At 57.6% G+C, this 24,509-nt stretch carries 26 protein-coding genes and 1 tRNA gene; 8 read left to right on the top strand and 19 right to left on the bottom strand.

Translation table 11 applies throughout. The features are described from left to right. The first annotated feature begins 176 nt into the window (after positions 1-176). From ACFSE1_RS00690 to ACFSE1_RS00680, 3 genes are all read left to right on the top strand, one after another. On the top strand, positions 177-326 hold the full coding sequence (locus ACFSE1_RS00690; protein WP_377395088.1) for a hypothetical protein: 150 nt from the start codon (positions 177-179) through the stop codon (positions 324-326). Between the two features lie 85 nt (positions 327-411). Further along, positions 412-600, top strand: coding sequence for a hypothetical protein (locus ACFSE1_RS00685; RefSeq protein ID WP_377395085.1), 189 nt, complete (start codon positions 412-414; stop codon positions 598-600). Positions 601-681: 81 nt separating this feature from the next. Further along, positions 682-758 (top strand) — tRNA-Pro (locus ACFSE1_RS00680). A gap of 69 nt (positions 759-827) precedes the next feature. On the opposite strand, the gene ACFSE1_RS00675 is transcribed toward ACFSE1_RS00680, so the two are convergent. From ACFSE1_RS00675 to ACFSE1_RS00645, 7 genes are all read right to left on the bottom strand, one after another. Further along, on the bottom strand, positions 828-1,280 hold the full coding sequence (locus ACFSE1_RS00675) for a hypothetical protein (RefSeq protein ID WP_377395082.1): 453 nt from the start codon (positions 1,278-1,280) through the stop codon (positions 828-830). A gap of 251 nt (positions 1,281-1,531) precedes the next feature. Next, a complete protein-coding gene (locus ACFSE1_RS00670) occupies positions 1,532-2,068 on the bottom strand; it encodes a MerR family transcriptional regulator (RefSeq protein WP_377395079.1) in 537 nt (178 codons plus the stop codon). A 282-nt stretch (positions 2,069-2,350) separates the two neighbouring features. Then, the gene (locus ACFSE1_RS00665) at positions 2,351-2,689 is read right to left on the bottom strand and encodes an integration host factor subunit alpha (protein WP_377396530.1); all 339 of its coding nucleotides are present in this window, start codon (positions 2,687-2,689) and stop codon (positions 2,351-2,353) included. A gap of 89 nt (positions 2,690-2,778) precedes the next feature. Then, positions 2,779-3,750, bottom strand: a complete 972-nt coding sequence (locus ACFSE1_RS00660) for a beta-ketoacyl-ACP synthase III (protein ID WP_377395076.1) — start codon at positions 3,748-3,750, stop codon at positions 2,779-2,781. A 19-nt stretch (positions 3,751-3,769) separates the two neighbouring features. Then, the gene (gene plsX / locus ACFSE1_RS00655; RefSeq protein ID WP_377395073.1) at positions 3,770-4,819 is read right to left on the bottom strand and encodes a phosphate acyltransferase PlsX; all 1,050 of its coding nucleotides are present in this window, start codon (positions 4,817-4,819) and stop codon (positions 3,770-3,772) included. A 96-nt stretch (positions 4,820-4,915) separates the two neighbouring features. Beyond that, complete coding sequence (locus ACFSE1_RS00650; RefSeq protein ID WP_377395070.1) at positions 4,916-5,485, bottom strand: YceD family protein; 570 nt, start codon at positions 5,483-5,485, stop codon at positions 4,916-4,918. Further along, complete coding sequence (locus ACFSE1_RS00645; RefSeq protein ID WP_377396528.1) at positions 5,482-6,030, bottom strand: ubiquinol-cytochrome C chaperone family protein; 549 nt, start codon at positions 6,028-6,030, stop codon at positions 5,482-5,484. The genes ACFSE1_RS00650 and ACFSE1_RS00645 overlap by 4 nt, the downstream gene beginning before the upstream one ends. Before the next feature lie 267 nt (positions 6,031-6,297). Here ACFSE1_RS00645 and ACFSE1_RS00640 point away from each other — a divergent pair, with 267 nt between their 5' ends. Then, entirely contained in the window at positions 6,298-6,807 is a 510-nt protein-coding gene (locus ACFSE1_RS00640; RefSeq protein ID WP_377395067.1) for an outer membrane protein assembly factor BamE, read from the top strand. A gap of 76 nt (positions 6,808-6,883) precedes the next feature. Here ACFSE1_RS00640 and ACFSE1_RS00635 read toward each other — a convergent pair whose 3' ends face one another. From ACFSE1_RS00635 to ACFSE1_RS00585, 11 genes are all read right to left on the bottom strand, one after another. Beyond that, positions 6,884-9,022: a sodium-translocating pyrophosphatase gene (locus ACFSE1_RS00635; RefSeq protein ID WP_377395064.1), complete on the bottom strand. Its 2,139-nt coding sequence runs from the start codon at positions 9,020-9,022 to the stop codon at positions 6,884-6,886. Positions 9,023-9,194: 172 nt separating this feature from the next. Beyond that, on the bottom strand, positions 9,195-10,421 hold the full coding sequence (locus ACFSE1_RS00630) for an MFS transporter (protein WP_377395061.1): 1,227 nt from the start codon (positions 10,419-10,421) through the stop codon (positions 9,195-9,197). 12 nt (positions 10,422-10,433) lie between these two features. Next, positions 10,434-10,910: a transcription antitermination factor NusB gene (gene nusB / locus ACFSE1_RS00625; protein WP_377395058.1), complete on the bottom strand. Its 477-nt coding sequence runs from the start codon at positions 10,908-10,910 to the stop codon at positions 10,434-10,436. 3 nt (positions 10,911-10,913) lie between these two features. Next, positions 10,914-11,369 (bottom strand): 6,7-dimethyl-8-ribityllumazine synthase, encoded by a 456-nt coding sequence (gene ribH / locus ACFSE1_RS00620; RefSeq protein ID WP_377395055.1) that lies wholly within the window; start codon positions 11,367-11,369, stop codon positions 10,914-10,916. A gap of 167 nt (positions 11,370-11,536) precedes the next feature. Then, the gene (locus ACFSE1_RS00615) at positions 11,537-12,160 is read right to left on the bottom strand and encodes a riboflavin synthase (RefSeq protein WP_377395052.1); all 624 of its coding nucleotides are present in this window, start codon (positions 12,158-12,160) and stop codon (positions 11,537-11,539) included. Further along, positions 12,142-13,230: a bifunctional diaminohydroxyphosphoribosylaminopyrimidine deaminase/5-amino-6-(5-phosphoribosylamino)uracil reductase RibD gene (gene ribD / locus ACFSE1_RS00610; protein WP_377395049.1), complete on the bottom strand. Its 1,089-nt coding sequence runs from the start codon at positions 13,228-13,230 to the stop codon at positions 12,142-12,144. The genes ACFSE1_RS00615 and ribD overlap by 19 nt, the downstream gene beginning before the upstream one ends. A 3-nt stretch (positions 13,231-13,233) precedes the next feature. Next, positions 13,234-13,713, bottom strand: coding sequence for a transcriptional regulator NrdR (gene nrdR / locus ACFSE1_RS00605; RefSeq protein ID WP_377395046.1), 480 nt, complete (start codon positions 13,711-13,713; stop codon positions 13,234-13,236). A gap of 15 nt (positions 13,714-13,728) precedes the next feature. Then, positions 13,729-15,018: a serine hydroxymethyltransferase gene (gene glyA, locus ACFSE1_RS00600; RefSeq protein WP_377395043.1), complete on the bottom strand. Its 1,290-nt coding sequence runs from the start codon at positions 15,016-15,018 to the stop codon at positions 13,729-13,731. A gap of 198 nt (positions 15,019-15,216) precedes the next feature. After that, positions 15,217-16,551: a L,D-transpeptidase family protein gene (locus ACFSE1_RS00595; RefSeq protein ID WP_377395040.1), complete on the bottom strand. Its 1,335-nt coding sequence runs from the start codon at positions 16,549-16,551 to the stop codon at positions 15,217-15,219. Between the two features lie 365 nt (positions 16,552-16,916). Continuing rightward, positions 16,917-17,426: a transcriptional regulator LdtR gene (ldtR, locus tag ACFSE1_RS00590; RefSeq protein WP_377396526.1), complete on the bottom strand. Its 510-nt coding sequence runs from the start codon at positions 17,424-17,426 to the stop codon at positions 16,917-16,919. Positions 17,427-17,664: 238 nt separating this feature from the next. Beyond that, positions 17,665-18,099, bottom strand: coding sequence for a DUF6163 family protein (locus tag ACFSE1_RS00585; protein ID WP_377396524.1), 435 nt, complete (start codon positions 18,097-18,099; stop codon positions 17,665-17,667). Positions 18,100-18,216: 117 nt separating this feature from the next. Here ACFSE1_RS00585 and hemB point away from each other — a divergent pair, with 117 nt between their 5' ends. The 3 genes from hemB to ACFSE1_RS00570 all read left to right on the top strand — a co-directional run bounded on the left by hemB (position 18,217) and on the right by ACFSE1_RS00570 (position 20,678). Beyond that, positions 18,217-19,230, top strand: coding sequence for a porphobilinogen synthase (gene hemB, locus ACFSE1_RS00580; RefSeq protein ID WP_377395037.1), 1,014 nt, complete (start codon positions 18,217-18,219; stop codon positions 19,228-19,230). Between the two features lie 84 nt (positions 19,231-19,314). Beyond that, positions 19,315-19,773 carry an RDD family protein gene (locus ACFSE1_RS00575; RefSeq protein ID WP_377395034.1) on the top strand — a complete coding sequence of 153 codons (459 nt, stop codon included), beginning with the start codon at positions 19,315-19,317 and terminating at the stop codon, positions 19,771-19,773. A gap of 125 nt (positions 19,774-19,898) precedes the next feature. After that, positions 19,899-20,678 carry an arginyltransferase gene (locus ACFSE1_RS00570; protein ID WP_377395031.1) on the top strand — a complete coding sequence of 260 codons (780 nt, stop codon included), beginning with the start codon at positions 19,899-19,901 and terminating at the stop codon, positions 20,676-20,678. A gap of 75 nt (positions 20,679-20,753) precedes the next feature. On the opposite strand, the gene parC is transcribed toward ACFSE1_RS00570, so the two are convergent. Then, the gene (gene parC, locus ACFSE1_RS00565; RefSeq protein WP_377395028.1) at positions 20,754-23,015 is read right to left on the bottom strand and encodes a DNA topoisomerase IV subunit A; all 2,262 of its coding nucleotides are present in this window, start codon (positions 23,013-23,015) and stop codon (positions 20,754-20,756) included. A 236-nt stretch (positions 23,016-23,251) separates the two neighbouring features. Between parC and ACFSE1_RS00560 the strand changes: the two genes are divergently transcribed. Further along, positions 23,252-24,445, top strand: a complete 1,194-nt coding sequence (locus ACFSE1_RS00560; RefSeq protein WP_377396522.1) for an AsmA family protein — start codon at positions 23,252-23,254, stop codon at positions 24,443-24,445. Positions 24,446-24,509 lie beyond the last annotated feature (64 nt).

Here is a 24,509-nt window from a genome sequence, read left to right as displayed (position 1 = left end):
GATCCTGGTGCGGGGCCGGGTTTGAGATGGCGCGATCGCCGCCATGACGAAGGAATACGACCGGAAAATCTGAGCTCCGCGAACGACGGCTGATTCGCAGAGAATTTTTGATCTGACTCTGGAACATGTTGCAAAGTTCGGCGTTTTCCGCCGCCTTACAACAGAACGGAGTTCTCATGGCTCGATCAAATAGCCTCTATTTCATCATTGGTGCGCTTGTCGTCGTCGTCGCAGGCCTGGGTGCCTACGTGATCCACGAGCAGACGAAGCCAAAAGGCGTGGAGATGAGCATCACCAGCGATGGCCTGAAAGTTGAGGAAAACTAAATCGTGCCCCACGCACATTCCGCCGAGATAACCGCGGAACAAAACTGACTGGTTGTCGTTTACGATGGAAATTCCGGGGAAAGCGATGACCACCCATTTCGACCAGAACGCCGCACCATCCAAGCCCTTGAAGAAAGTGTGGAATGTCAGCGAGTTTGCGAGGCGCTATCGCCTCGATCCGCGTGAGGAAAACCGCCTCATCAAACTGCTCGGACCTTTTGCATCGGAGCAGGAATTGCTGATGAACGCGACACGCCAGCCTCTCTTCCGGTGAAGAGATATAAAAAACTCCATCAAGCACTTGCGCCCGCTGCGGCAAGTCAGTATGGAGGTCTTGGCTTCGAAAGAAGCAGGTCGGGGCGTAGCGCAGCCCGGTAGCGCACTTGACTGGGGGTCAAGGGGTCGCTGGTTCAAGTCCAGTCGCCCCGACCATTTATCCCCTTGAAATCTCAGTCAGATCCAGTTTCAGCAGCTTTGCTCTCACCGTGCTACGCACGGCACTCAGCTTCGAGCCGAAGTGCTCAGGCACCTCCAGCAAACCCATCCCGACACCGCACCACCAACAGCGCAGGCAGCCAGAAACAAGGCAACCTCTGAAATTCTGGCGTTGGGTGCCAGATTGACTTGAATTAGCACACAAGAGATGAGGCAAAGGCCTGCCCCTACCCCCATGCTCGGCAGTCGGGACAGCGCGCGTCGCTGGAACAGGAAAATCAAGGTCGTCGCGGTGCAAAATAGAATTTGAGGCGGCACCAAAAATACAGCCAAGGCCACCAGATAGATGTCCAGCTCGGAAAGCCGCAACAAAGCAAACCACCGCCCCGCACTGTTCAAGGCCAGCCCCGCAGTCACGACAGCGCCCGCTGCAAAAAGTCCCAGAATCGGCGTCGCCAGGAAGGCAACCAAGGCTGATCTGAATGCGGCTGTTCCGAGAGGTGGGCTAAAAACAATCATTGCCAACTTTTAAAAATTTAGAGCTTCGTTTTCTGAAAAGATGGGATAAACTTTAACCTCACAGGGGGGGCTGTCGTTTTATGGCGATACCGGGACAGATATTCGTTTTCGGCCTTGTTATTTTCACCATCTGCGTGCCGCTAGCGGCCAAGAAGGCTGAGGCATTGACCCGCCATCAACAGATGCAGACCCTCAACAAAATCCGGGCATAACAACCACTTTATTGTGCAAACAGCAAAGTGAGGGACGTGTCAGCGCACCTGATCCAGCAGGCGCTTGCACTCCAGGAGGTCAAACAGCGCCTCCTGCAACAAGGCGCGGTCTTCCTTTCCAATGGAACTCTTGCCAATTGAGACTTCCAGATCGTCATCGCTGGAACTGCCAAAGCCAAAGAACCTCCCGCTTGGCTTTGTTTTTGGCCGACCGAGTACCTGATCCTCTTCGGCTACGCTACCAACCTTCGGCTCCGCGCCGCGATCGCTATTGGCGGCCATAATGGCTTCCATCGTTGCCATATCTCCGGCGGCAATGGCTGTGACGAATTTATTGCCGTTGGATTTGAGCAGCTTCTGCACGCCCTTGATCGTATAGCCATGATCGTAGAGCAGGTGACGAATGCCCTTCAGCAGATCGACATCTTCCGGGCGATAGTAGCGTCGCCCGCCGCCACGCTTCATCGGCTTGATTTGAGGAAAGCGTGTCTCCCAGAATCGGAGAACGTGCTGCGGCAGGTCCAGATCATCGGCGACCTCACTGATGGTGCGGAATGCATCAGGGCTCTTATCCACGTCGCCAACTCCCTTGTCCATTAAGACACAATCGACCTTGCCTATTGGCAAGGCAAAAGCGATCCAGCTTCACCCGGCCCCCACGGGCCACGGCTGAATCAGTGCTTCTGCTCACATGATACACATGTATTCAACGCCTTGTGACGGAGAATTCAAGCTGCAAGTCTGCACATGAACAGACTTTGACGGAAAGCCCGCTTTCCGACCGGCCCATAGGCCTAGAGCAAAACGGCCCGCTTCCGGGCCGCTCTTGCACGGCTTTGAAAAACCGATGCTGAAATATCAACTCGCCGGATTTGCGGGCTTTTGCTTCGCTTTTCGCGCGAGATGAGACTTCAAAATGCGCTGCTTCAGCACATTCGAAGCCTTGAAAGTCATGACACGTCGAGGTGAAATGGGCACCTCTTCACCGGTCTTGGGATTACGACCTATACGCTCATTTTTCGAGCGAACCTGAAACGTTGCGAAGGAGGACAGCTTGACCGTTTCGCCGCGGACAATCGCGTTGCAGATCTCATCGATAACCGTTTCCACCAATTCAGCAGATTCAGTTCTCGAAAGACCGACCTTGCGAAACACCGACTCTGCCAAATCTGCCCGTGTTACTGTTTTACCGGCCATGACCCTCGCCCATTTCGGTGATGTATTGATCAATTTTTTCAAACACTATGTTTGTTAAAGCGCAGGGTCAAGCGCTTGTAAACATGAGATTACCAGCGGAGCATGACAGCGCCCCAGGTGAAGCCTCCACCCATCGCTTCCAACATCACCAGATCACCGTTTTTGATGCGTCCATCGCCAGCCGCGACAGCAAGCGCGAGCGGGATCGAAGCCGCTGATGTATTGCCATGCAGATCGACCGTCACCACAACCTTTTCGAGTGGAATTCCAAGCTTCTTTGCAGAACCATCGATAATGCGTCGATTCGCCTGGTGCGGCACCAGCCAGTTCAGATCGTCCGCCGTGGTGCCGGTTGCCTCGAATGCAGCCTCGATCACATCCGTGATCATGCCCACTGCGTGTTTGAAGACCTCCCGGCCTTCCATGCGAAGATGACCCACCGTCCCGGTGCTGGAGGGGCCGCCATCGACGTAGAGCTTGTCCTTGTGGGAGCCGTCCGAACGCAGGTGCGCTGTCAGTACACCTCTGTCCGAGATGGTACCTTCACCTTCCTGCGCTTCCAACACCAATGCACCAGCGCCGTCGCCGAAAAGCACGCAGGTGGTCCGGTCGTTCCAGTCCAGAATGCGGGAAAAGGTTTCAGCCCCGATGACGAGAGCCCGTTTTGCCAGGCCGGCGCGCAAGTGGGCATCAGCCGTGGCCATGGCATAAACAAAGCCGGTGCAAACGGCCTGCACATCGAAGGCATAACCCTTGGTCATGCCGAGGCGGTTCTGGATATTGACCGCAGTGGCCGGAAAGGTGTTATCCGGCGTCGAGGTTGCCACGATTACCAGATCGATATCGTCGGGCGTCAGCCCGGCGCGGTCCAGCGCGGCGCGCGCCGCAGCTTCACCCAGAGAGGCCGTGGTTTCTCCCTCTCCCGCAATATAGCGTTGACGTATGCCGGTGCGCTGGACGATCCATTCGTCCGAAGTTTCAACCAGGCTCTCAAGTTCCTTGTTCGGCACAACGCGCTTTGGCAGCGCCGACCCGAAACCGCGTACGACAGAACGAATCATGCGAATCGATATCCTTTGTTCACGCCGCTTCTTCCGGTCCTGCGGGCGGCAGGCGGCGGGCGTGATATGTTTTCAAATCCTGCGCAATCTTCTCGTTGAGAGCGTTGCGTACCATGTCATAGCCAACGTCGATCGCCGCAGCGTAACCTTCGGCATCTGTCCCGCCATGGCTCTTGATAACAATGCCATTCAACCCGAGGAAGACGCCGCCGTTCACTTTACGCGGATCCATCTTGTCCCGCAGCATATCAAAGGCACCCTTTGCCAGCAGATAGCCAAGTTTCGAAAGCAGCGTGCGTGACATTGCAGAGCGCAGCAGTTGGGCCATCTGTTTGGCCGTGCCTTCCGCCGTTTTCAAGGCAATATTGCCGGTAAAACCTTCGGTGACCACAACATCGACCACGCCGCGGCCAATATCGTCACCTTCCACATAGCCATGATAGGAGACGGTGGAAAGATTGGCCTCCCGCAGCATGCGCCCGGCTTCCCTCACCTCTTCCTGCCCCTTCACCTCTTCCACGCCCACATTCAGCAGGCCGACGGTGGGACGCTCGATTTCAAAAAGCGAACGCGCCATGGCACCGCCCATAAGGGCGAAATCCAGAAGTTGCTGTGCATCCGCGCCAATCGTTGCGCCAACATCGAGCACAATGCTTTCGCCGCGCAGGGTCGGCCATATACCGGCAATGGCAGGACGCTCGATGTTTTCCATCGTGCGCAGACAGAATTTTGCCATGGCCATCAATGCCCCTGTGTTCCCGGCAGAAACGGCGGCATCCGCCTCGCCCGTCTTGACGGCTTCGATAGCGCGCCACATGCTGGAGACATAACGGCCACGCCGCAATGCGGCGCTGGGCTTTTCATCCATTGTCACGGCCACCTCGCAGTGGTGGAAAACGGACTTTTCCTTGAGCTTCGGATGCTTCGCCAAAATCGGCGCGCATTCCTGCTCCTGCCCGAAGATCACGAAGGTGATATCCGGGTGACGCTCGAGAGCCTTGGCCGCGCCTGGAATGACGACGGCGGGACCGAAATCGCCGCCCATGGCATCGAGAGAAATTCTGATCACGCGTTTCTGGTCCTTCTATCGCCAGCCGGGCGTTGTCGCGGCCAAAAAATCCGCTTCCTTCGCCCCATACAACTCATTAGCAAGCGAATGCAAACCCTATTCCTTGTTTTTCCAGTCCTTCAGCACCGCGAAGGGATTGGGTTTGCCGTCCCCGGCGGAGGCATCGGACTCAATATGATCCTGAAACTCCACATCGCTTTTGCGTGGATAAGGATCGATTGCGAGAGCCACCATTTCCGCAACCGTCGCGCCGGCATCGATGGTATCGCCTTCGAATGTCTCGGGAATATCCGGACCGTCGGGATCCAGAACCAGCTCCGCATTTTCGCCGGTCATGAAGCGCGCGAGCTTGGATCCCTCGGGCACAAAGATTTGCTCGAAATCCTCGGAGATCACGCTGGCAACAGGCTCAAGCGTAACCACACAGGCCTGCTGCAGCCGTGCCGTGACATGGCCTTTCAGGCGCACGCCATCCTTTTTCCAGCGCGCAATCTGAAGTTCTGCGGAAAGCTCATCAACGGCAAGCACCTGCCAAAGTTCGGCCAGAGCCTCACGCTCCCGCTCATCTGCCGATAGGCGCACGGTGACTGCATTGGCCGAGATATGGCCGACCTTCACCGGATAGGAGAACGGAGCTTTCGTTTCTGCTTCACCTCTGGTTTTCACTGTAGATCCTCATTGGTCGGCGCCGGCAGCATCAGCGTGCCATGCGCAATTTCATCTTCCGTCACGGCGGACAAGTCGCCTTCAGTCCGCAAGGCCCACCGGGCCAGGCCCAGCATGGCTGGCGCCGCTTCCTCGCCGGGATGGATGTTGCGGCGAAGCGCCTCTGCCAGTGCGACGAGATCGGCGCTGCCGAGTGCGTCGCCATAGGACTGCACGCGACCGTAGAACATGCCCGCGAGCTTTTTCATGCGCTTGGGAACCGACTGGTCGCCAATACCGAGTTCACGAATGGAGTGATCGATATCCTGAAAGAAAGCGTCGATGATCTCCTGCGCCAGCTCCTGTCCGCTAACCCCGGATTTTCCGGTGCGGCGAAAGAACAGAATCATGACGAGGCACAGCATCTCGAACCGGCCCATCACCGTGTCCGGCACGTCCATATCCGAATAAAAGAAAGGAATGCGCGCCGTCGATGTCAAGGTCTCGTACTGACGATCGACAATGGCGCGATTGCTCTTATTCTTCCGAAAGAAGTTGAAGATCATCAGATGAAACACTCGCTCATGTTGGGCGCGATCATGCGGTCTTTACTGTCCAAAGGCGCGACTGAATGCGCCAGCCTTGTTGCAAGCAAACAAAAGGTGGTTTACCGAAGCAGGCACGAATTGCAATGCCGATCCGCCTTGCCCTGAATTTGCGTTAATAAATGCAGGAAGTCGTCGATTGCCGTTGCAGGCTTCGCGGAATAGCCACAATGCTATCGCAGCAGGGATGCTGTCGCTCGACCGGCAAGAAGACATGAGGACAAGGTGTTGAAGAAGCGCGTATTTGGGTCAAACCTGAATTTGAAAAGCACAGTGGCCGTGGTGACCGTCGCAGTCGCGCTTGGCGTTTCCGGCTGCACCAGCATGGATATCGGTCAAACGATCTATAATGGCTATGTTCTGGACAAGGACTCCCTGGATCTGATCCCGGAAGGCTCGAGCCGTGAGCAGGTTCTGCTCAGCATGGGCACGCCTTCCACCACAGCCACGTTCGACGGCGAAGTCTTTTACTATATTTCTCAGAAGCGTCACCGCGCAGCAGCCTTCATGAAGCCCAAGCTCGTGGAGCAGACGGTGGTTGCCATTTACTTCAACAAGGAAGGCACTGTGGCCCGCCGTGCGATCTACACGCTGAAGGATGGCAAGGTGTTTGACAATATCAGCCGTACCACCCCCACAGGCGGCCGCGACCTCACCTTCCTGCAGCAGCTTCTCAGCGGCGGCGCAGGCGCAGCCAGCAGCGGAGCCAACACCTTCAAGAACATGCTGAGCCGCTAACCGCTCGTATCAGTCATTTGAAAAACCCGCGAAGCCTCAAGGCTCGCGGGTTTTTTCGTGTCGTTTTGTCCGTCTATCAGGCAGCCAGAATGGCCAGCAGCAGGAGAGCCACGATATTGGTGATCTTGATCGCCGGGTTTACGGCAGGGCCAGCTGTATCCTTATAGGGATCTCCCACGGTATCGCCCGTAACGGATGCCTTGTGCGCATCCGAGCCCTTCATGTGGCGTGTACCGTCCTTGTCCACGAAGCCGTCTTCAAAGCTCTTCTTGGCATTGTCCCAGGCGCCGCCGCCGGATGTCATGGAAATGGCAACGAAGAGGCCATTGATGATGACGCCGAGGAGAGAAGCACCCAGTGCCGCAAATGCGGATGCCTTGGACCCGGAAATCAGAAGGACACCGAAATAGACGACCACCGGCGCAAGCACCGGCAGAAGCGATGGCAGGATCATTTCGCGAATTGCCGCCCGCGTCAGCATGTCAACTGCGCGCCCGTAATCCGGCTTATCAAGCCCCTGCATGATGCCCGGCTTCTCACGGAACTGCCGACGGACCTCCTCGACAACCGCACTGCCTGCCTTGCCAACGGCGGTCATGGCCATCCCCCCGAACAGGTAAGGAATGAGACCGCCAAAAATCAATCCCGCCACAACGTAAGGGTTGGCAAGACTGAAGGATATTTCGCCCACATCGGCAAAGTAAGGATATTGCTGCCCGTTGGCGGCAAAGTAGCTCAGGTCATTGGCATAGGCTGCAAAGAGAACCAGCGCGCCGAGACCTGCCGAACCGATTGCATAGCCCTTGGTGATAGCCTTGGTGGTGTTTCCAACGGCGTCCAGCGCGTCTGTGGATTTGCGCACCTCCGGCGGCAGCCCCGCCATTTCAGCAATGCCGCCAGCATTATCCGTTACGGGACCGAAGGCATCGAGCGCGACGATCATGCCTGCAAGGCCGAGCATGGCGGTGACAGCGATACCCGTGCCGAACAGGCCGGCCAACTGATAGGTGGTGATGATGCCGCCGACGATGACAATGGCCGGAAGCGCCGTCGATTCCAGTGAGACTGCCAGCCCCTGGATGACGTTGGTGCCATGCCCGGTCACCGAGGCCTGAGCAATGGAGTTGACCGGACGCTTGTTGGTGCCGGTGTAGTATTCCGTAATCACCACGATCAGCGCCGTGACGACCAGACCGAGAATGCCGCAAAAGAAGAGGTTTGCGCCGGTGATCTCCTGGCCCGCCACGGTGCCGATCGTTCCCCAGCCGACGGTCATCATGGTGGCAATGGCAAGCCCGACGATGGAGAGCGCGCCCGTTGCGATCAGCCCCTTGTAAAGCGCGCCCATGATGGACCCGTTCGCGCCGAGCTTGACGAAGAATGTGCCGATGATCGAGGTGATGATGCAGACCGCGCAGATGGCAAGGGGATAGGTCATGACGGAGCCAAGCACTGGCGCGCCGGCAAAGAAGATGGCACCGAGAACCATGGTGGCCACAACCGAAACCGCGTAGGTCTCAAACAGGTCTGCGGCCATACCTGCGCAATCGCCGACATTGTCGCCCACATTGTCAGCAATAGTGGCCGGGTTGCGCGGATCGTCTTCCGGAATACCCGCCTCAACCTTGCCGACGAGATCGCCGCCGACATCTGCGCCTTTTGTAAAGATGCCGCCGCCAAGACGGGCGAAAATGGAAATAAGAGAGGCACCGAAGCCAAGCGCCACGAGAGCATCGATCACTTCGCGAGAGCCAACCGCATGGCCCAGAACGGAAACCAGCAGCCAGAAGTAGATCGAGACACCGAGCAAAGCCAGGCCAGCCACCAGCATGCCGGTGATTGCGCCGGACTTGAAGGCAATATCGAGACCCGCTGCCAGGCTATGGGACGAGGCTTGCGCTGTGCGGACATTGGCGCGCACCGAAACATGCATGCCGATAAAGCCCGCCGCGCCGGACAGAACCGCACCGATAATGAAGCCGATTGCCGCGAGCCCGGACAGGAGCGCCCATGTTCCGACGGCGACAACAGCGCCAACAATGGCAATGGTCATATATTGGCGCGTCAGATAGGCTTGCGCACCTTCACGAATATAGCCTGCGATTTCCTGCATGCGGGCATTGCCCTGATCTGCTGCCAGAACCGATCTGGTTGCCCAAATGGCGTAGGCTACCGATAAGAACCCGCAGACGATCACTCCCAGTATCACTGTCATACGAATTTCCTCTCCCAAAACGCCGGCTGCAACATCGCACCGGCTGGATCGGCAGACCGTCCCCTCTCCCCAAGAACAGTACAGGCCGATCGCTTGCGAGATTGCGGGCGTTAACGAATGTCGTCAAGGAAATATGCGCACACGGCAAAGAACCGGGGCATCCGCTCCATTTTCATACAGCGGCGTCTGTTTTCCGGCGCAGCATGAGCATGATGATGAGCACGAGGCAAAGGATCGCAACCGGCCAGATGAACAGGTTCATGAAGCTCCAGCCGTAGGAGGTGAAGACCTTGCCGGAAGAGAAGGAGGAAAGCGCGACAATGCCGAACAGGAAAATGTCGTGGAAGCCCTGCACCTTGTCTGCCTCCTGCGGGCGATAGGTGGAAGCCACAATGGCCGTTGAGCCAATGAAGCCGAAGTTCCAGCCAATACCCAGCAGAACCAGAGCTCCCCAGAAGTTCCACAGCTCAATACCCATATGCGCTACGACGGCGCAGGCCATCAAGGTGACAAGCCCGAGCGCCACCACGCGCTCTGCCCCGATTCGGCTGATGATCATCCCCGTGAAGAAGCTGGGGCCGAACATGGCAATGACGTGCCATTGTATGCCAAGCGTCGCAAGTTCGGTGGGAAAGCCGCAGCCGATCACCATGGCGAGGGGCGCACCTGTCATGACGAAGGTCATCAGGGCATAGCTGCCGATACCGCAGATCATGCCGGTTGCGAAGCGCTGATTGGCAATGATTTCGCGTAGCGGGCGTGCAGGCGCATTTGTCTCGTTCGCCTTCACCGGCTCCGGCAACTTGAGGAAAAAGAGAATGCCCAGCGCCAGGATGCTGAGCGGCAAGAGCGCGAGGAACGTGCCCGCAAACGTGATGGGTGAGAAGACATCCTTCGCCCAGATCGCCAATTGCGGACCGATAATGGCCGAAACAATGCCTGCGCCCAGAATCCAGGAGATCGCCTTGGGCTTGAAATGGGAGGGCGAGGCATCGGCTGCAGCAAAGCGTATCTTCTGGGTGAAGCCGCCGCTCATGCCAATCAGCAAAAGCGCAACCGCAAAGAGCCAGAAATTGCCCTGGAACAGCGCAACTGTCGCAAGTCCGCCACCGGCGGCGCCAAGAAGCGCGCCCACCATGAACGCCGATTGCCGGCCCAGAAAGCGAGACAGAATGGCAATGCCGACTGCCCCGAGAGCCGTGCCGACATTGAAGCCCGTTACCGGTGCAGTCGCCAGCGATTTATCCGCGCCGAGCAACTGGTAACCCGCAAGCGAGCCGACGGAAATGGCAAGCGGCGCGGCAGAACCCATGACTGCCTGTGCACAGGCAAGGAGAAACACATTCCGCTTCGCGGCACTCATCTGCCTATCCAGTGCCGTGCCGCCAGCGTTATCCATGTGTCCCTGCCGTTACTTCTTTTCTGCTCTGATCTGCTTGGCGATCCGGTCGAGCACCGCATTGACGATCTTCGGCTCTTCGCCATCGAAGAACGCCTGTGCGATCTCCACATATTCGGTCACGATCACCGGGATCGGCACATCCTTGCGCTCCAGAACCTCAAAGGTTCCTGCGCGCAGGATCGCACGAAGCGTTGAATCCAGGCGCGATAGCGGCCAGCCCTCCTGCAGGGACGCACGCACCAGCGGGTCGATTTTCTGCTGATCGCGGACCACGCCGGAAACGATGGAACGAAACCAGGACGGGTCAGCCTTCAAATAGGTATCGCCATCCAGTTCCTGACCAAGCCGATGCTGCTCATATTCAGCAACAACTTCCAGAACGCCCGTTCCGCCAATATCCATCTGATAAAGGGCCTGAACAGCAGCCAAACGCGCAGCCCCGCGCTGGTTCGCGGGTTTCACCGGATGCAAGGGATCTTTGGACATGGATCAGGCGCCCAGTTTTTCGCGCAGCTCGATCATGGTCAGCGCCGCGCGGGCAGCAAAACCGCCCTTGTCCTTGTCGGTCTTGCGCGCGCGCGCCCAGGCCTGCTCGTCGTTCTCGACGGTCAGTATGCCGTTACCAATTGCCAGAGATTCCGACACGGCAAGATCCATCAGCGCGCGTGAGGATTCGTTTGCAACGATATCGAAGTGATAGGTTTCGCCACGGATCACCATGCCGAGCGCAATGAAGCCATCATAATTGACGCCACCCTGCTCTGCCGCATCCAGTGCCATTGCGATGGCGGGCGGAATTTCCAGTGCACCCGGAACAGTCACAACGTCATAGGTTGCGCCTGCTGCATCCAGGGCGGATTTCGCGCCATCCAGAAGTGCATCGGCAAAGTCGTCATAAAATCGTGCTTCCACGATCAACAGGTGAGGCTTCAAAGAATCGGTCATGGGTCGTCCTGGTCGCAATGCTGCGATTTAAGATGTTGGGAGTTGGGGCGGTCAAACCATGCCGCGCGCAGAATGGCAAGCGATTTTCGTGGATACAGCCATGCAAGACGGTAGCGGCTCGCGCCATTCACGCCGGACAATTGGCGGTTATGGCGATAAGCCGAAGGCTATTTCGTCTCATACGCCGCTGGGAACTCCGCGAGGCGAGCAGCATAACGCGCCATTGTATCGACCTCGAAATTGACGAAGTCTCCCGCCTTTCGCTCACCCCAGGTGGTTACCTCAAGTGTATGGCGGATCAAGAGAATATCGAAATCCGTTCCATCCACGGCATTGACCGTAAGAGATGTGCCATCCAGCGCCACAGAACCCTTCGGCGCAACAAAGCGGGCAAACTGTCGAGGTGCGCGCAGGCGAATACGCACCGCCTCCCCCTCTGCAGTAACAGACAAAATTTCCGCTTTCCCATCGACATGGCCGGAGACGATATGGCCACCCAGTTCATCGCCGATTTTCAGCGCACGCTCGAGATTAACCCGCGTTCCGACCGTCCAGGAGGAAATTGTGGTGAGCCGCAGCGCCTCTTCCCAGGCTTCAACCTCATACCAGCGCTCATTGCTGCCGCTTTCCGGCAACTTGGTAACCGTCAGGCAGACGCCTGCATGGGCAATGGAGGCTCCGATATCGATGGTTGCCGGATCATAGCCGGTTGCCACGCGAATGCGCACCCCTTCGGCCAGCGGCGTCAAAGCTGCGACATTGCCAACATCCGTCACGATACCGGTGAACATTCGAACTTCCTCTCATATTCGCAACAGCGATCTGCACCAAAGCTTAACCGCCGAACCAGATTGAACTCGGCAGGAATATCGTCTTGCGCGACAGGCGTTTCAATGCCGCCCTCACCGATCGCATCCGGCCCTTCGAACAGAACGATGCGATCGACCAGACCGGCACCCAGAAACGCTTTGGCCACTTCCGCCCCTCCCTCAACCAGAAGAGAGGAAAGACCGCGGCGCGCGAGCTCCGACAGAAGTGACGCCAGATCAGGTAGATCGACAATCTCCACGCCAGCGGCCTTGAGCGCTTCCGCACCTTCGGCAAAGCGATCTCCAACCACCATGACAGGCACCTGACGCGCCGTGCGCACCAGCTTGCTATCCAGTGGAAGCCGCAATTTCCGATCCAGAATAATGCGAAGAGGCGAGCGATGCTCAAGGCCCGGCAAACGCACCGTCAGTTCAGGATCATCCGCAAGCGCCGTGCCAATGCCCACAAGAATGGCATCCATCTCCACCCGCATGGCATGAACCTGCGCGCGCGAAAGCGGTCCGGTGATCGCCACCTGCCCCGCTCCGGTTTTGCCGATCATGCCATCAGCCGAAACAGCAAGCTTAAGAGTCACATAGGGCCGGGCCTTGACCTGACGCATGAGGTAAGCGCGCAGGGCATCTCGCGCCTCATCTTCCAAAACACCCGTGACAACTTCAATGCCAGCCTCTTCAAGGATGGCGAGCCCACGACCGGAGACGCGAGGGTCCGGGTCCTTGAGGCTCACAACAACACGAGAGATACCGGCGGCAACCAAGGCGTTGGCGCAAGGCGGCGTGCGCCCATAATGCGAGCAGGGTTCGAGCGTGACATAGGCGGTTGCGCCACGCGCCCCATCGCCAGCCATGGCAAGCGCCTGAGTTTCCGCATGCGGCCTTCCGCCAACAGCAGTGACGGCCTTGCCGAGAACCTGGCCGTTCCTGACGATCAGGCAGCCAACGGAAGGGTTTGTTTCAGTGAGGCCAGTATTTTGACGGGAAAGCTCAATCGCCTCAGCCATGAAGCGCTGATCGTCCGTGGGCGAAACCACGGCTCAGGACTCCACAGTGGAATCGCGCCCGATTTTGGCGGTGATTTCCGAAATGACCTTTTCGAAGTCTTCGGCATGGGAGAAATCACGATAAACCGATGCGTAGCGCACGAAGGCCACATCATCCAGGCTCTTCAACGCTTCAAGAACCTGCAGACCGATCTGCTCGGAATTGATTTCGCTCTCGCCTGAACTTTCCAGACGGCGCACAATGCCAGAGACCGCACGTTCGATCCTGTCATTATCGACAGGCCGCTTTCTCAGGGCAATCTGGAAGGAACGCACAAGCTTGTTGCGATCGAAAGGAACTTTGCGGCCTGTCTTCTTCACCACCATCAGCTCGCGCAATTGCACACGCTCGAAAGTGGTGAAGCGACCGCCGCAATCCGGGCAGATGCGCCGCCGACGTATGGAGGTGAAATCCTCCGCCGGGCGCGAGTCCTTGACCTGTGTGTCTTCGGAACCGCAATAGGGGCAGCGCATCTGATCCTTAGCCTCTTACATGTAGGGATACATGGGGAAGCGGTTTGTGAGCGAAACAACCTTTTCGCGCACGGCAGCTTCCACCACTGCATTGCCCTCGTCGGAATTAGCAACCTTCAGACCATCGAGCACTTCGACAATCAGATTACCGATTTCCGTGAATTCCGCTTCCTTGAAGCCGCGTGTCGTGCCAGCCGGGGTGCCGAGGCGGACGCCGGAGGTAACGAAAGGCTTCTCAGGGTCGAACGGAATTCCGTTCTTGTTGCAGGTGATGTATGCACGACCGAGAGCGGCTTCCGCACGCTTGCCGGTCGCGTTCTTCTTACGAAGATCCACGAGCATCAAATGGTTATCGGTGCCGCCGGATACAATATCCAGATTATGGTTGATCAGGGTCTGTGCGAGCGCTTTCGCGTTCTTCACGACCTGCGCCGCATAGTCCTTGAATTCCGGCTGCAACGCTTCACCGAAGGCAACCGCCTTCGCCGCGATAACGTGCATCAGCGGGCCACCCTGCAAGCCGGGGAAGACAGCCGAATTGAACTTCTTCGCCAGATCCTCGTCATTGGTCAGGATCATGCCACCGCGCGGACCGCGGAGCGACTTGTGCGTTGTCGTCGTGGCCACATGGCAGTGCGGGAACGGAGACGGATGAACGCCACCAGCCACGAGGCCGGCAATGTGGGCCATGTCCACCATCAGGTAGGCACCGACGGAATCGGCAATCTCGCGGAAGCGCTTCCAGTCCCAGATGCGGGAATAGGCCGTGCCACCAGCGATGATGAGCTTTGGCTTGAACTCTTCCGCCTTGCGGGCGACTTCGTCCATGTCGAGCTGATGATCTTCCTCGCGAACACCGTAGGATACGACATTGAACCACTTGCCGGACATGTTGACCGGCGAACCGTGCGTCAGGTGACCGCCCGAGTTCAGATCGAGACCCATGAAGGTATCACCCGGCTGCAGCAGAGCCAGGAAAACCGCCTGGTTCATCTGCGAACCGGAATTCGGCTGAACGTTGGCGAAGTTCACGCCAAACAGCTTCTTCGCGCGCTCGATCGCCAGTTCCTCAGCGATATCGACAAACTGGCAGCCGCCGTAATAGCGCTTGCCCGGATAGCCTTCCGCATACTTGTTGGTCATGATGGAACCCTGCGCTTCCAGAACAGCGCGAGAGACGATGTTTTCCGATGCGATCAGCTCGATCTCGTGACGTTGGCGACCCAGCTCCTTCTCGATCGCGCCATAGATTTCCGGATCGGATTCGGCCAGCGAACGGGAGAAGAATGCATCTCTATGCGACATGACGGGGCTCCTGCAAAAATTGATGCGATGGGGTCTTAGCGATACTGCCGCACAAGGGCAATATGTCTTGCGCATTTGGCATCAGAACAAGATGTGACTAAAGCGCGAGGCGCGACGTGAAACATGTCATTTGCGAACATCGCCAACGCAAAAGCGGGCCAATTGGCCCGCTTTATGGTTTCCTTGTTCAGCCGCTCCTTATTGCTGCGGCAACATGTCCTCATCAATTGCACCGGCAGATTGCTCCATGCCCGTCTTGGTGCCCAGTGCCACTTCCGTCGCGCCATCGCGCTGGTAGATGTCATCGCGGAACTGCACCACGCCATCTTTGGCAGACCAGGCCGTGATGTAGACGAAGTAGACCGGCACTTCCTGCGCAAGCTTGATCGGCGTGTTTTCACCCGTTGCGATCACGCGCTCGATTTCCTGGCGGCTCCACGGCGGCGTGTCGCGCAGAAGCCAGCTAACGAGATCGCGCACGTTCTGAACGCGCACGCAGCCAGAGGATTCAAACCGCATAAGCTTGTTGAACAGGCCCTGCTGCGGCGTGTCGTGCATATACTCGCCGTGCTTGTTGTGGAAGTTGATCTTGGTGGACGCCATGGCGTTGATCTTGCCGGGGTCCTGACGGAACATCAGGTTCGGCGCCTTTGGCGCGTTCCAGTCAACCGTTTCCGGCGCAACTTCCTGGCCCCTGCCATCGAAGAGACGGATATTGTTGCGCTTCAGATAGGTTGGGTCCTTACGCATCAGCGGCACGATGTCCTTCTCGACGATCGAGCGCGGCGCAGTCCAGTAAGGGTTCAGAATGACTTCGTAGATCTTGGAGTTGACCAGATGTGTCGGGCGATCGATACGACCGACAATGGCGGTGTTGCGCAGAACAACGCGATCTGCCTCGACCGCCTCGATATAGGCAGCCGGGATATTGACCATGACATGCCGCAGCCCGAGGTCGCCGGACATGGACTGAACGCGCACAAGGTTCGTCTGCAACTGCATCAGGCGCGTATCGGCCGGAACATTCATCGCCTTCAGCGTGAACTCTCCCAGAACGCCATCCGCCGGCAGGCCATGCCGAACCTGGAAGCGCTTCACGGCACCTTCAACATAGGAATCGAAGGAGGTCGACATGCCCGCAGACTGCGGCAGATCACCCGCAATCATCAGGCGCTGGCGCAGCTGCTGAACCGCAGGATCGGCATTGCCGATGCGCAAGCCCGCCTGCCCCGGCGTGACCTGCGGCCAGCCGCCATTGGCAACGATGGACTGGTACTGCCCGATGGCCTGCTGGATATAGGCAGGCGACTGGGAACCGAGAACCGGGTTGTTGGACACCACGTTGACCGTCGCACGCGAAGCGGCATTGGAATCGAACTGGTCGTCCCATGTGCCGCGCCGAGGCGAGGAAATGATATCCTGAAGCGCGTCCTGCGCCAGAACCGGAGCCGCAATCGAAGCGGCACCCAAGGAAACGGCTGATCGCAACAGCGATCTGCGGGACATAAATTCGAATTCGCTCTTCTTCGACATCATCCGATCCATCTGATCCGAGGCACTATCCAGCATGCCATACGCGGATATGGTTAACAAAGCGTCGTGGAGGCTGTCCTCCAGGGCCGCTCCGCCTTCGCGAGTAACGCACACCGCAAGCAGAATTCGTGCCACAACCTGTATTGGCGGTCACATAGCAATATGGCCAATTCTTGTCAGGAGAAATTTGGTCACAGCTGCGTGTGAAAACGTGACCGAATGCAAAAAGATCCAGATGCGAAAATAGCGAAAACCGGATGGCAGGGAAGGCATCCGGCTTCGCTATATCTGGAGGTGTTAATCGGGTCTTGTCTCGCGCCGGCTGAACGCTTGTGGATCGGGTTCACTGGCCAGCAAGGAGAGAATTACATGCGGTAGGCGATGGTGTCGTTCCAGAAGCGATCAAGGCGCTGGAGCAGCTTGTTCATCTGCTGGAATTCCGATTCGCCGATGCCACCAACTTTTTCGATCGAGGCAATGTGGCGCTCGTAAAGCTTGCCCACAACTTCCGCGATTTCCTGTCCGGCCTTGGTCAGGCTGATGCGGACAGAGCGACGGTCGATACGCGAGCGCTGGTGGTTGATAAAACCGAGGTCCACCAGTTTTTTGACATTGTAAGAAACATTCGATCCGAGGTAATAGCCACGCGAACGCAGCTCACCAGCGGTCAGTTCAGAATTACCGATGTTGAAAAGCAGGAGCGCCTGAACGGCGTTGACATCGTCACGGCCCTGACGGTCGAACTCGTCCTTGATAACATCGAGAAGGCGGCGATGGAGACGTTCCACCAGATGAAGCGACTCCATGTAGAGGTCGCGGATGGCTTCTTCATGCGTATCGACTGAAGTGGCCGGAGCCTTGAGCTTGGTGTTCAACATGTCTGCCTCACTGTTTTGTTTGGCGGTGTCTGTTTTATTCCCGCCTTGTGAATGAGACTATCAAAGGCCCATAAAATTCGACTTAAAACATACGGCTAACACTTGGTTAACGGCAGTTCCCGAGTGGCCCGGAGGTCTGACATACCCTCGCCTTCTTGAGGGCGCACTCATAGAAATCAATGGGTTAAAGATATAATTTTAGAAAAAATCCGGCGAATTCTCTCAATATTCAGAGTTAACCAATCCTTACCCTCTCCTCGATTTTGCGCTTTTCCTCCAGCCAGAGGGCAATGCGAAAGAGGATATAGACAGCGGCAACGAGCCCATGCAGCAGGAGCATGATGAGGTTGCTGCCGAAGATTTCCGGCCACACCTGATACATCAGGAACTGGCTTCCCGCACCGATAGCCCACAGCACCGGCCCCCAGGAGGTCGCCATCCACAAGCCGATGGATGCCACCGGAAAAACCACCGCCAGGACGGAGCCCGCGACCCGCCACGGCAGGCTGAGAAGATCGAAGCGTGCGCGTCCGTCCAGGGAATAGCCCACCAGCATGGCCCAGTATTGCAATCCGAACCAGAGGCAAGCGAGGGCGATAATGCGCAGGAAGATCACGAAAAGGATCTCGGTAAGGCTGCGCTGAGGCGTATGCGGTGAATCATGTTCCATGCAGACAGGATAAACAGCTTGTGGGCTTGCCGCCAGACCGCGACCGCGTTGCCTCTCGCGTTCGACGGGCACGCATGGTAACCGGAACCATCAATGACAGATAAGAGGAGGTCTCCCATGTCCGACAAGACCCATCTCGTGGATGAAATCACCGGCCATCGTCGTATGCGGCGAAACCGCAAGGCAGACTGGACGCGTCGTCTGGTTCAGGAAAACCGGCTGACGGTGGATGATCTTATCTGGCCCATTTTCATCGTGCCGGGCACCAATATCGTCGATCCGATCAAGGCCATGCCCGGCGTCAACCGCATGAGCGTGGACAAGGCAGTGGAGGCCATCAAGGAAGCGGCCGATCTCGGCATTCCGGCCATCGCGCCATTCCCGGATGTGGAAATGGAAAAGCGCGATCCGACCGGCTCGGAGATCCTCCAGCGGGACAACCTCATCAATCTCTTCACAAGCGCGGCCAAGAAGGCCGTGCCCAACATTGGCATCATCACGGATGTCGCGCTCGATCCCTTCACCAGCCACGGTCACGACGGCATCATGCGCGATGGCATCATCGTCAATGACGAGACGGTCGATCAGGTGGCGAGAGCCGCCGTGCTTCAGGCGGATGCCGGAGCAGACATTATCGCTCCCTCAGAGATGATGGATGGGCGAATCGGTGCCATTCGCCGCGCACTGGATTCGGCGGGCCATCAGGATGTTGGCATCATGTCCTATGCCACGAAATTTTCATCCGGCTTCTACGGGCCCTACCGGGAAGCCATCAACACGGGCGGCCTGTTGAAGGGTGACAAGAACAGCTATTACATCAGCCCGGCCAATGCCACGGAAGCGCTTCGCGATGCGGCGCTCGACGTGGACGAAGGCGCAGACATGCTGATGGTCAAGCCCGGTCTCGCCTATCTGGACATCTGCTGGCGCATGAAGGAGGCTTTTGGCCTGCCCACTTTTGCCTATCAGGTTTCCGGTGAATATACCCAGATCAAGGCGGCGGCCATGAATGGCTGGATCGACGGGGACAGGATCATGATGGAGACCCTGCTTTGCTTCAAGCGCGCGGGCTGCGATGGAATCCTGACCTATTTCGCGATCGAGGTCGCCAGGAAGTTGGGGCGAAGCTAAATCCGGGTGGCTCCGGGGCCGCTGATATTGCAGCCACCTCTGAGGCTTCCCATATCTATCGCACCTAACTGAGGGAGACCCTTGATGTCCATGGATAACAGCCCCGTCGTTGCCGCACCGGAAGATTGGCGCGCCTATAGCGGCGTGCTGTCCCGCCGCGTGTTTGCCTTCATCATTGACTATATGCTCGTGCTGCTTCTGTGCATTCCCGCGGCTATTGTCGTGTTTTTCCTGGGCATCATCACGCTTGGCCTTGGTTTTGCGCTTTACCCCGCCCTGTTTGTGCTGACCGCGCTCGTTTATTTCGGATTGACGCTCGGCGGACGAAGCCAGGCAAGTCCGGGCATGCGGGCTGCGGGCATTGCCATGGTGCGCCTCGACGGACGCCGGATCGATTTCATGACCGCCGTGGTCCATATGGTCCTGTTCTGGATCCTCAACTCCATCCTCACGCCGCTGATCTTGCTGGCCGGCCTGTTTGTCGAACGCTCGCGCCTCGTGCACGATCTCCTGCTCGGCACGGTGGTTGTTCGGACAAATTAACATCAAATAAGGGAAACGTTTCACCGCCTCGGTTGACGTTTCCCCAACTTGCGCCATGCTATTGATTCATCGCATCCGGAAGGCACATCCGCCTGACGAGAGAGAGCAAAGGGCAAACTGCGCTGATGAATACACAGGCAACGCCATCTCCGCAGTTTTATCTGACGGCACCGGCGGCTTGCCCATATCTGCCGGGTGAGCTGGAGCGTAAGGTCTTCACCCATCTGGTTGGTCCGCGGGCCGCGGAAATGAATGATCTGCTGACCCAGGGCGGTTTCCGCCGCTCTCAGAACATCGCGTACAGACCGGCCTGCGAGGGATGCCGCGCCTGTGTCTCCGTACGTATTCTGGCCAATGCATTCGAGCCGAACCGCACCATGCGGAAGGTACTGGCCGCCAATAATGATCTCGTCGGCACCATGGCTTCACCGCAGCCATCCAGCGAACAATTCACACTGTTTCGACGCTATCTGGATGATCGTCACCAGAGCGGCGGCATGTCGGATATGTCGGCGCTCGACTATGCGATCATGGTGGAAGACACCCACGTCAACACCCGGCTGATCGAATACCGGAAACGTGTTCCCGGTCAGGGCATAGGCGACCAGCCGAAAGGCGAGTTGATTGCAGTGGCCCTGACCGATCTGATGAGCGACGGGCTGTCCATGGTCTATTCGTTCTTCAACCCGGACATGGAAAAACGCTCACTCGGCACCTTCATGATCCTCGACCACATTGCCCGCACGCGTCAGCTCGGTCTGCCGCATGTCTATCTCGGCTACTGGGTAAAGGGATCTGCCAAGATGCACTACAAGACGCGCTTTCAGCCGCAGGAACACCTGACGCCACGCGGCTGGGAACTGTTCACGCCCGAGCAGAATTCAGGTTCCGCTCCAGAGGCGTGACCCGCATCACAGGTACTGGCTCTAAAGGCGCATGCGTAAAGCATCACGGAAACCGGGTGAGGATCACCCGGCCCCCTACCCGCCAAATTTGCCGCTTCTCGGGAATCCCTTGGGAACGCTGCGACCCGCGCTGGCGCGGTCGCCCATCCATTCCAGAAGCTCGTCCTTGTTCTTGGAGAAGACGCGGCCTGCGCTGTCTTCCCAAGTGAGGCCATCGGCTAGCGCAAAGAACTTAACATCCGAAATGCCACCGTCCTTGTAGCGTTGCAGGCGCACACCCTTGCCTCTGCTCATTTCCGGGATCTGTGCCAGCGGGAACACCAGAAGCTTCCGGTTTTCTCCGACCACAGCCACGTGATCGCCAGACACAGGAACCACCAGCTTCGCCTCATCCGGCATGGCGACATTCATAACCTGCTTGCCCTTGCGGGTATTGGCCACAAGATCGGTTTCCGCCACGATGAAGCCATTGCCAACGGTGGACGACAGGAGCAGCTTGCGGGATGCATCATGCACGAAGGCGGTCAGCACGTCCTGATCGTTCTCCATATCCACCATGATGCGGATCGGCTCGCCATGTCCGCGGCCGCCGGGCAGCTTGTCGGCCCCCAGCGTATAGGCCTTGCCGCCCGTGGTCAGCAGCAGCAATTTGTCTGTTGTCTGCGCCGGGAACGCCAGTTTCAGTGCATCGCCTTCCTTGAAGGTCAGACCGGACGTATCCGAGATGTGCCCCTTGAGCGCACGAATCCAACCCTTCTGGGAGATGACCACCGTGATCGGTTCTTTCTCGATCATCGCCTGCTGAATGGCCTCGATATCGGCCGCCGGAGCATCGGCGAACTGCGTCAGGCGTGCGAAGGGCTTGCCCTTACCCTTGGCAAAGTTCTTCCGAACATCCTGAATTTCATGCTCGATAACCTTCCACTGCTTGGCATCCGAGGCCAGAAGTGAATCGATTTCAGCCTTTTCCTGCGTCAGCTCATCGAATTCCTTGCGAATTTCGAATTCCTCGAGCTTGCGCAAATTGCGCAAACGCATGTTCAGAATGGCTTCCGCCTGAATATCGGTCAGCGCCCACTTCGCGATCATCACCGGCTTCGGCTCATCCTCCTCGCGGATGATGCGGATAACTTCGTCCAGGTTCAGATAGGCGATCAAGAGGCCGCCCAGGATTTCCAGACGCCGCTCGATGGCCGCCAGACGGAACTGCGAACGACGGATCAACACCTCCTTGCGGTGTTGCAGCCACTCCAGCAGCACATCATTGAGCGCCATGACCTGCGGCACGCGGCCCATGGACAGAACGTTCATGTTCAGCGGGAAACGGCTTTCCAGCTCGGTCAGGCGGAACAGCGATTCCATCAGCAGCGTGGCATCGACCGTGCGGTTCTTGGGAACCAGCACCACGCGAATATCCTCTGCGGATTCATCGCGCACATCTTCCAGAAGCGGCAGCTTGCGGGCAATCAGCAGTTCGGCGATCTTTTCGATCAGGCGCGACTTCTGAACCTGAAACGGTATCTCGGTTACGACGATCTGATAGCCGCCACGGCCAAGATCTTCCGTTTCCCATTTGGCGCGAACGCGGAAGCCGCCTCGACCGGTCTTGTAGGCATCGATGATGGACTCGCGACCGTCAATGATAATGCCGCCGGTTGGGAAATCCGGGCCGGGGATGAACTCCACCAGCTTCTCGACCGTTGCGTCCGGGTGCTTGATCAGGTGAAGCGCTGCATCGCACAACTCATGCGCATTGTGCGGCGGGATCGAGGTTGCCATGCCGACAGCGATACCGGATGCGCCATTGGCCAGCAGGTTCGGAAAGGCGCCGGGCAGGACGACCGGCTCTTCATCTTCCTCGTTGTAGGTGGGGCGAAAATCCACGGCATCCTGATCGATACCTTCCAGCAGCAGCGCCGCGACATCCGTCATGCGTGCTTCGGTGTAACGATAGGCGGCGGCACTATCGCCGTCGATATTGCCGAAATTGCCCTGTCCGTCGACCACGGGATAGCGCTGGGAGAAATCCTGCGCCAGACGCACCAATGCGTCATAAACCGACTGGTCGCCATGCGGGTGGAACTTACCGATCACATCACCGACGATACGCGCGCATTTCTTGAACGCGGAATTTGGCCGGATACCCATTTCGCTCATGGCGTGGATAATGCGGCGGTGAACCGGCTTCAAACCATCGCGAACATCCGGCAGAGCGCGATGCATGATGGTGGAAAGCGCATAGGCGAGGTAACGCTCTTCGAGCGCCGCCTTAAGGTCCACCGGCAGGATGTTGTCGCCGCCTTCATCACCGGGCGGAGGTGTCAGATTTTTTCCCATGCCTCTTGACTACCGGAAAGCCTGATTCCCGGCAAGAAAAGCCCGGAAGCAGCCTGTGGATGACGCAAGATGCACACCACGCCTGCATAGGAGTGTGGCATCCAATCGGGTCGCGTCTCTGCCTAAATCTGAACTTATACGCGCAAGGCCCCATGGACCTTTTCGTGGCACTGCATATAACTTCACCCGGAAACAGTTTAGCAGGCCCAGCGGGCCGCTGGAGGATACTTTAGATGATGCACATTCGATCCACCCGGTTCCTTTTTGCTGGCACAGCCCTCTGGCTTGCGGCCTCTCCTGCCTTCGCCCTCGACGGCAATGATCTCGTGAAAAAGTTGACGGCCGGCTTCAATCTCCAGGAAGGCGACATTGCCGTTGGCTCCATTGATGTGAATGGCTCCACGGTTACCCTGAAGGGAATGAGTGTCGGAAAGGCAGGGGCAACGCCCGATGCACGCGTGAAGCTTGGCGATGTAACGCTCAACGGCGTCGAGGAAGACGATGCTGGCGGATACACCATCGAGAAGGCTTCGTTTCAGGACATCAATCTGACGGAAGATAAAACCACACTCACCGCAAAAGACATGTACCTGACGGGGCTTTATATCCCCGGCGATGTGAACGGCGACACGATCGATTCGCTTTTGACCTATGAAGAAGGTCACTCCGGGCCAATGACCGTTTCCGTGGAGGGTAAACAGGTCCTCGGCATTCGCGAAACGTCGTTTTCGATGGAGCGGACAGAAGACGATTCGACACTCAGCTTCGACGGAACAATCGATGGCGTTTCAGTCGATCTTACGACCATTGACGATCCGAAGTCCAAGGAAACCATTGAAAGCCTCGGGCTCACCAAGATCGATGGCAATATCAGCATGGTCGGCTCCTGGGAGATCGACTCCGGCACGATCAGCATGACGGAATATGCATTCGACTTTGCCAATATCGGGCGTCTGAACATCGAAGCCAGCGTGTCCGGCTATACGATGCAGTTTCTGAAATCTCTGCGTGAAACGACAAAGGCGATGGAGCAGACAGAAAACAAGGAAGCGGCACAGCAGGCGGCTGGCCTTGCCATGCTTGGCCTGCTTCAGCAGCTCAGCTTCAACAGTGCCAAGATCAGCTTCGATGATGATGGCATCACCAAGCGCTCCCTCAATTATGCTGGAAAGACACAGGGCGTGTCAGGCGAGCAGATGGCCATGATGCTCAAGGGCATGGCGCCCCTCATGATGGCTCAGTTGAACATGCCTGCTCTGCAGAACAGCGTATCGGCAGCAATCAACACCTTCCTCAATAATCCGCGCAACTTTACCATTGCCGCAGAACCGAAGGCACCCGTTCCGCTGCCAATGATCATTGGTGCAGCGCAGGCGGCTCCGAACACCCTGCCGGATATGTTGGGCGTTTCCGTTGCGGCCAACCGCTAGAGTATCCGTTTTGATCAAGCCATCTTTGGGACCCATTTTCGGTTGTTTTTCAGTAGAGCGTTTG

Source organism: Affinirhizobium helianthi, assembly GCF_042680945.1.
Lineage (GTDB): Bacteria > Pseudomonadota > Alphaproteobacteria > Rhizobiales > Rhizobiaceae > Neorhizobium > Neorhizobium helianthi.
This window is presented reverse-complemented; position numbering and strand designations above follow the sequence as displayed.

Bases quoted from the DNA above. Each gene is read 5' to 3' on its own strand.
- ribH (WP_377395055.1), bottom strand. From the start codon at position 11,369: ATGACCGATTCTTTGAAGCCTCACCTGTTGATCGTGGAAGCACGATTT.
- nusB (WP_377395058.1), bottom strand. From the start codon at position 10,910: ATGTCCAAAGATCCCTTGCATCCGGTGAAACCCGCGAACCAGCGCGGG.
- ACFSE1_RS00615 (WP_377395052.1), bottom strand. From the start codon at position 12,160: ATGTTCACCGGTATCGTGACGGATGTTGGCAATGTCGCAGCTTTGACG.
- hemB (WP_377395037.1), top strand. From the start codon at position 18,217: ATGTCCGACAAGACCCATCTCGTGGATGAAATCACCGGCCATCGTCGT.
- ACFSE1_RS00585 (WP_377396524.1), bottom strand. From the start codon at position 18,099: ATGGAACATGATTCACCGCATACGCCTCAGCGCAGCCTTACCGAGATC.
- glyA (WP_377395043.1), bottom strand. From the start codon at position 15,018: ATGTCGCATAGAGATGCATTCTTCTCCCGTTCGCTGGCCGAATCCGAT.
- parC (WP_377395028.1), bottom strand. From the start codon at position 23,015: ATGGGAAAAAATCTGACACCTCCGCCCGGTGATGAAGGCGGCGACAAC.
- ACFSE1_RS00690 (WP_377395088.1), top strand. From the start codon at position 177: ATGGCTCGATCAAATAGCCTCTATTTCATCATTGGTGCGCTTGTCGTC.
- ACFSE1_RS00635 (WP_377395064.1), bottom strand. From the start codon at position 9,022: ATGACAGTGATACTGGGAGTGATCGTCTGCGGGTTCTTATCGGTAGCC.
- ACFSE1_RS00665 (WP_377396530.1), bottom strand. From the start codon at position 2,689: ATGGCCGGTAAAACAGTAACACGGGCAGATTTGGCAGAGTCGGTGTTT.
- ACFSE1_RS00645 (WP_377396528.1), bottom strand. From the start codon at position 6,030: ATGATCTTCAACTTCTTTCGGAAGAATAAGAGCAATCGCGCCATTGTC.
- ACFSE1_RS00570 (WP_377395031.1), top strand. From the start codon at position 19,899: ATGAATACACAGGCAACGCCATCTCCGCAGTTTTATCTGACGGCACCG.
- ACFSE1_RS00575 (WP_377395034.1), top strand. From the start codon at position 19,315: ATGTCCATGGATAACAGCCCCGTCGTTGCCGCACCGGAAGATTGGCGC.
- ACFSE1_RS00595 (WP_377395040.1), bottom strand. From the start codon at position 16,551: ATGTCGAAGAAGAGCGAATTCGAATTTATGTCCCGCAGATCGCTGTTG.
- ACFSE1_RS00660 (WP_377395076.1), bottom strand. From the start codon at position 3,750: ATGATTCGTTCTGTCGTACGCGGTTTCGGGTCGGCGCTGCCAAAGCGC.
- nrdR (WP_377395046.1), bottom strand. From the start codon at position 13,713: ATGCGCTGCCCCTATTGCGGTTCCGAAGACACACAGGTCAAGGACTCG.
- ACFSE1_RS00675 (WP_377395082.1), bottom strand. From the start codon at position 1,280: ATGATTGTTTTTAGCCCACCTCTCGGAACAGCCGCATTCAGATCAGCC.
- ACFSE1_RS00560 (WP_377396522.1), top strand. From the start codon at position 23,252: ATGCACATTCGATCCACCCGGTTCCTTTTTGCTGGCACAGCCCTCTGG.
- ACFSE1_RS00630 (WP_377395061.1), bottom strand. From the start codon at position 10,421: ATGGATAACGCTGGCGGCACGGCACTGGATAGGCAGATGAGTGCCGCG.
- ACFSE1_RS00685 (WP_377395085.1), top strand. From the start codon at position 412: ATGACCACCCATTTCGACCAGAACGCCGCACCATCCAAGCCCTTGAAG.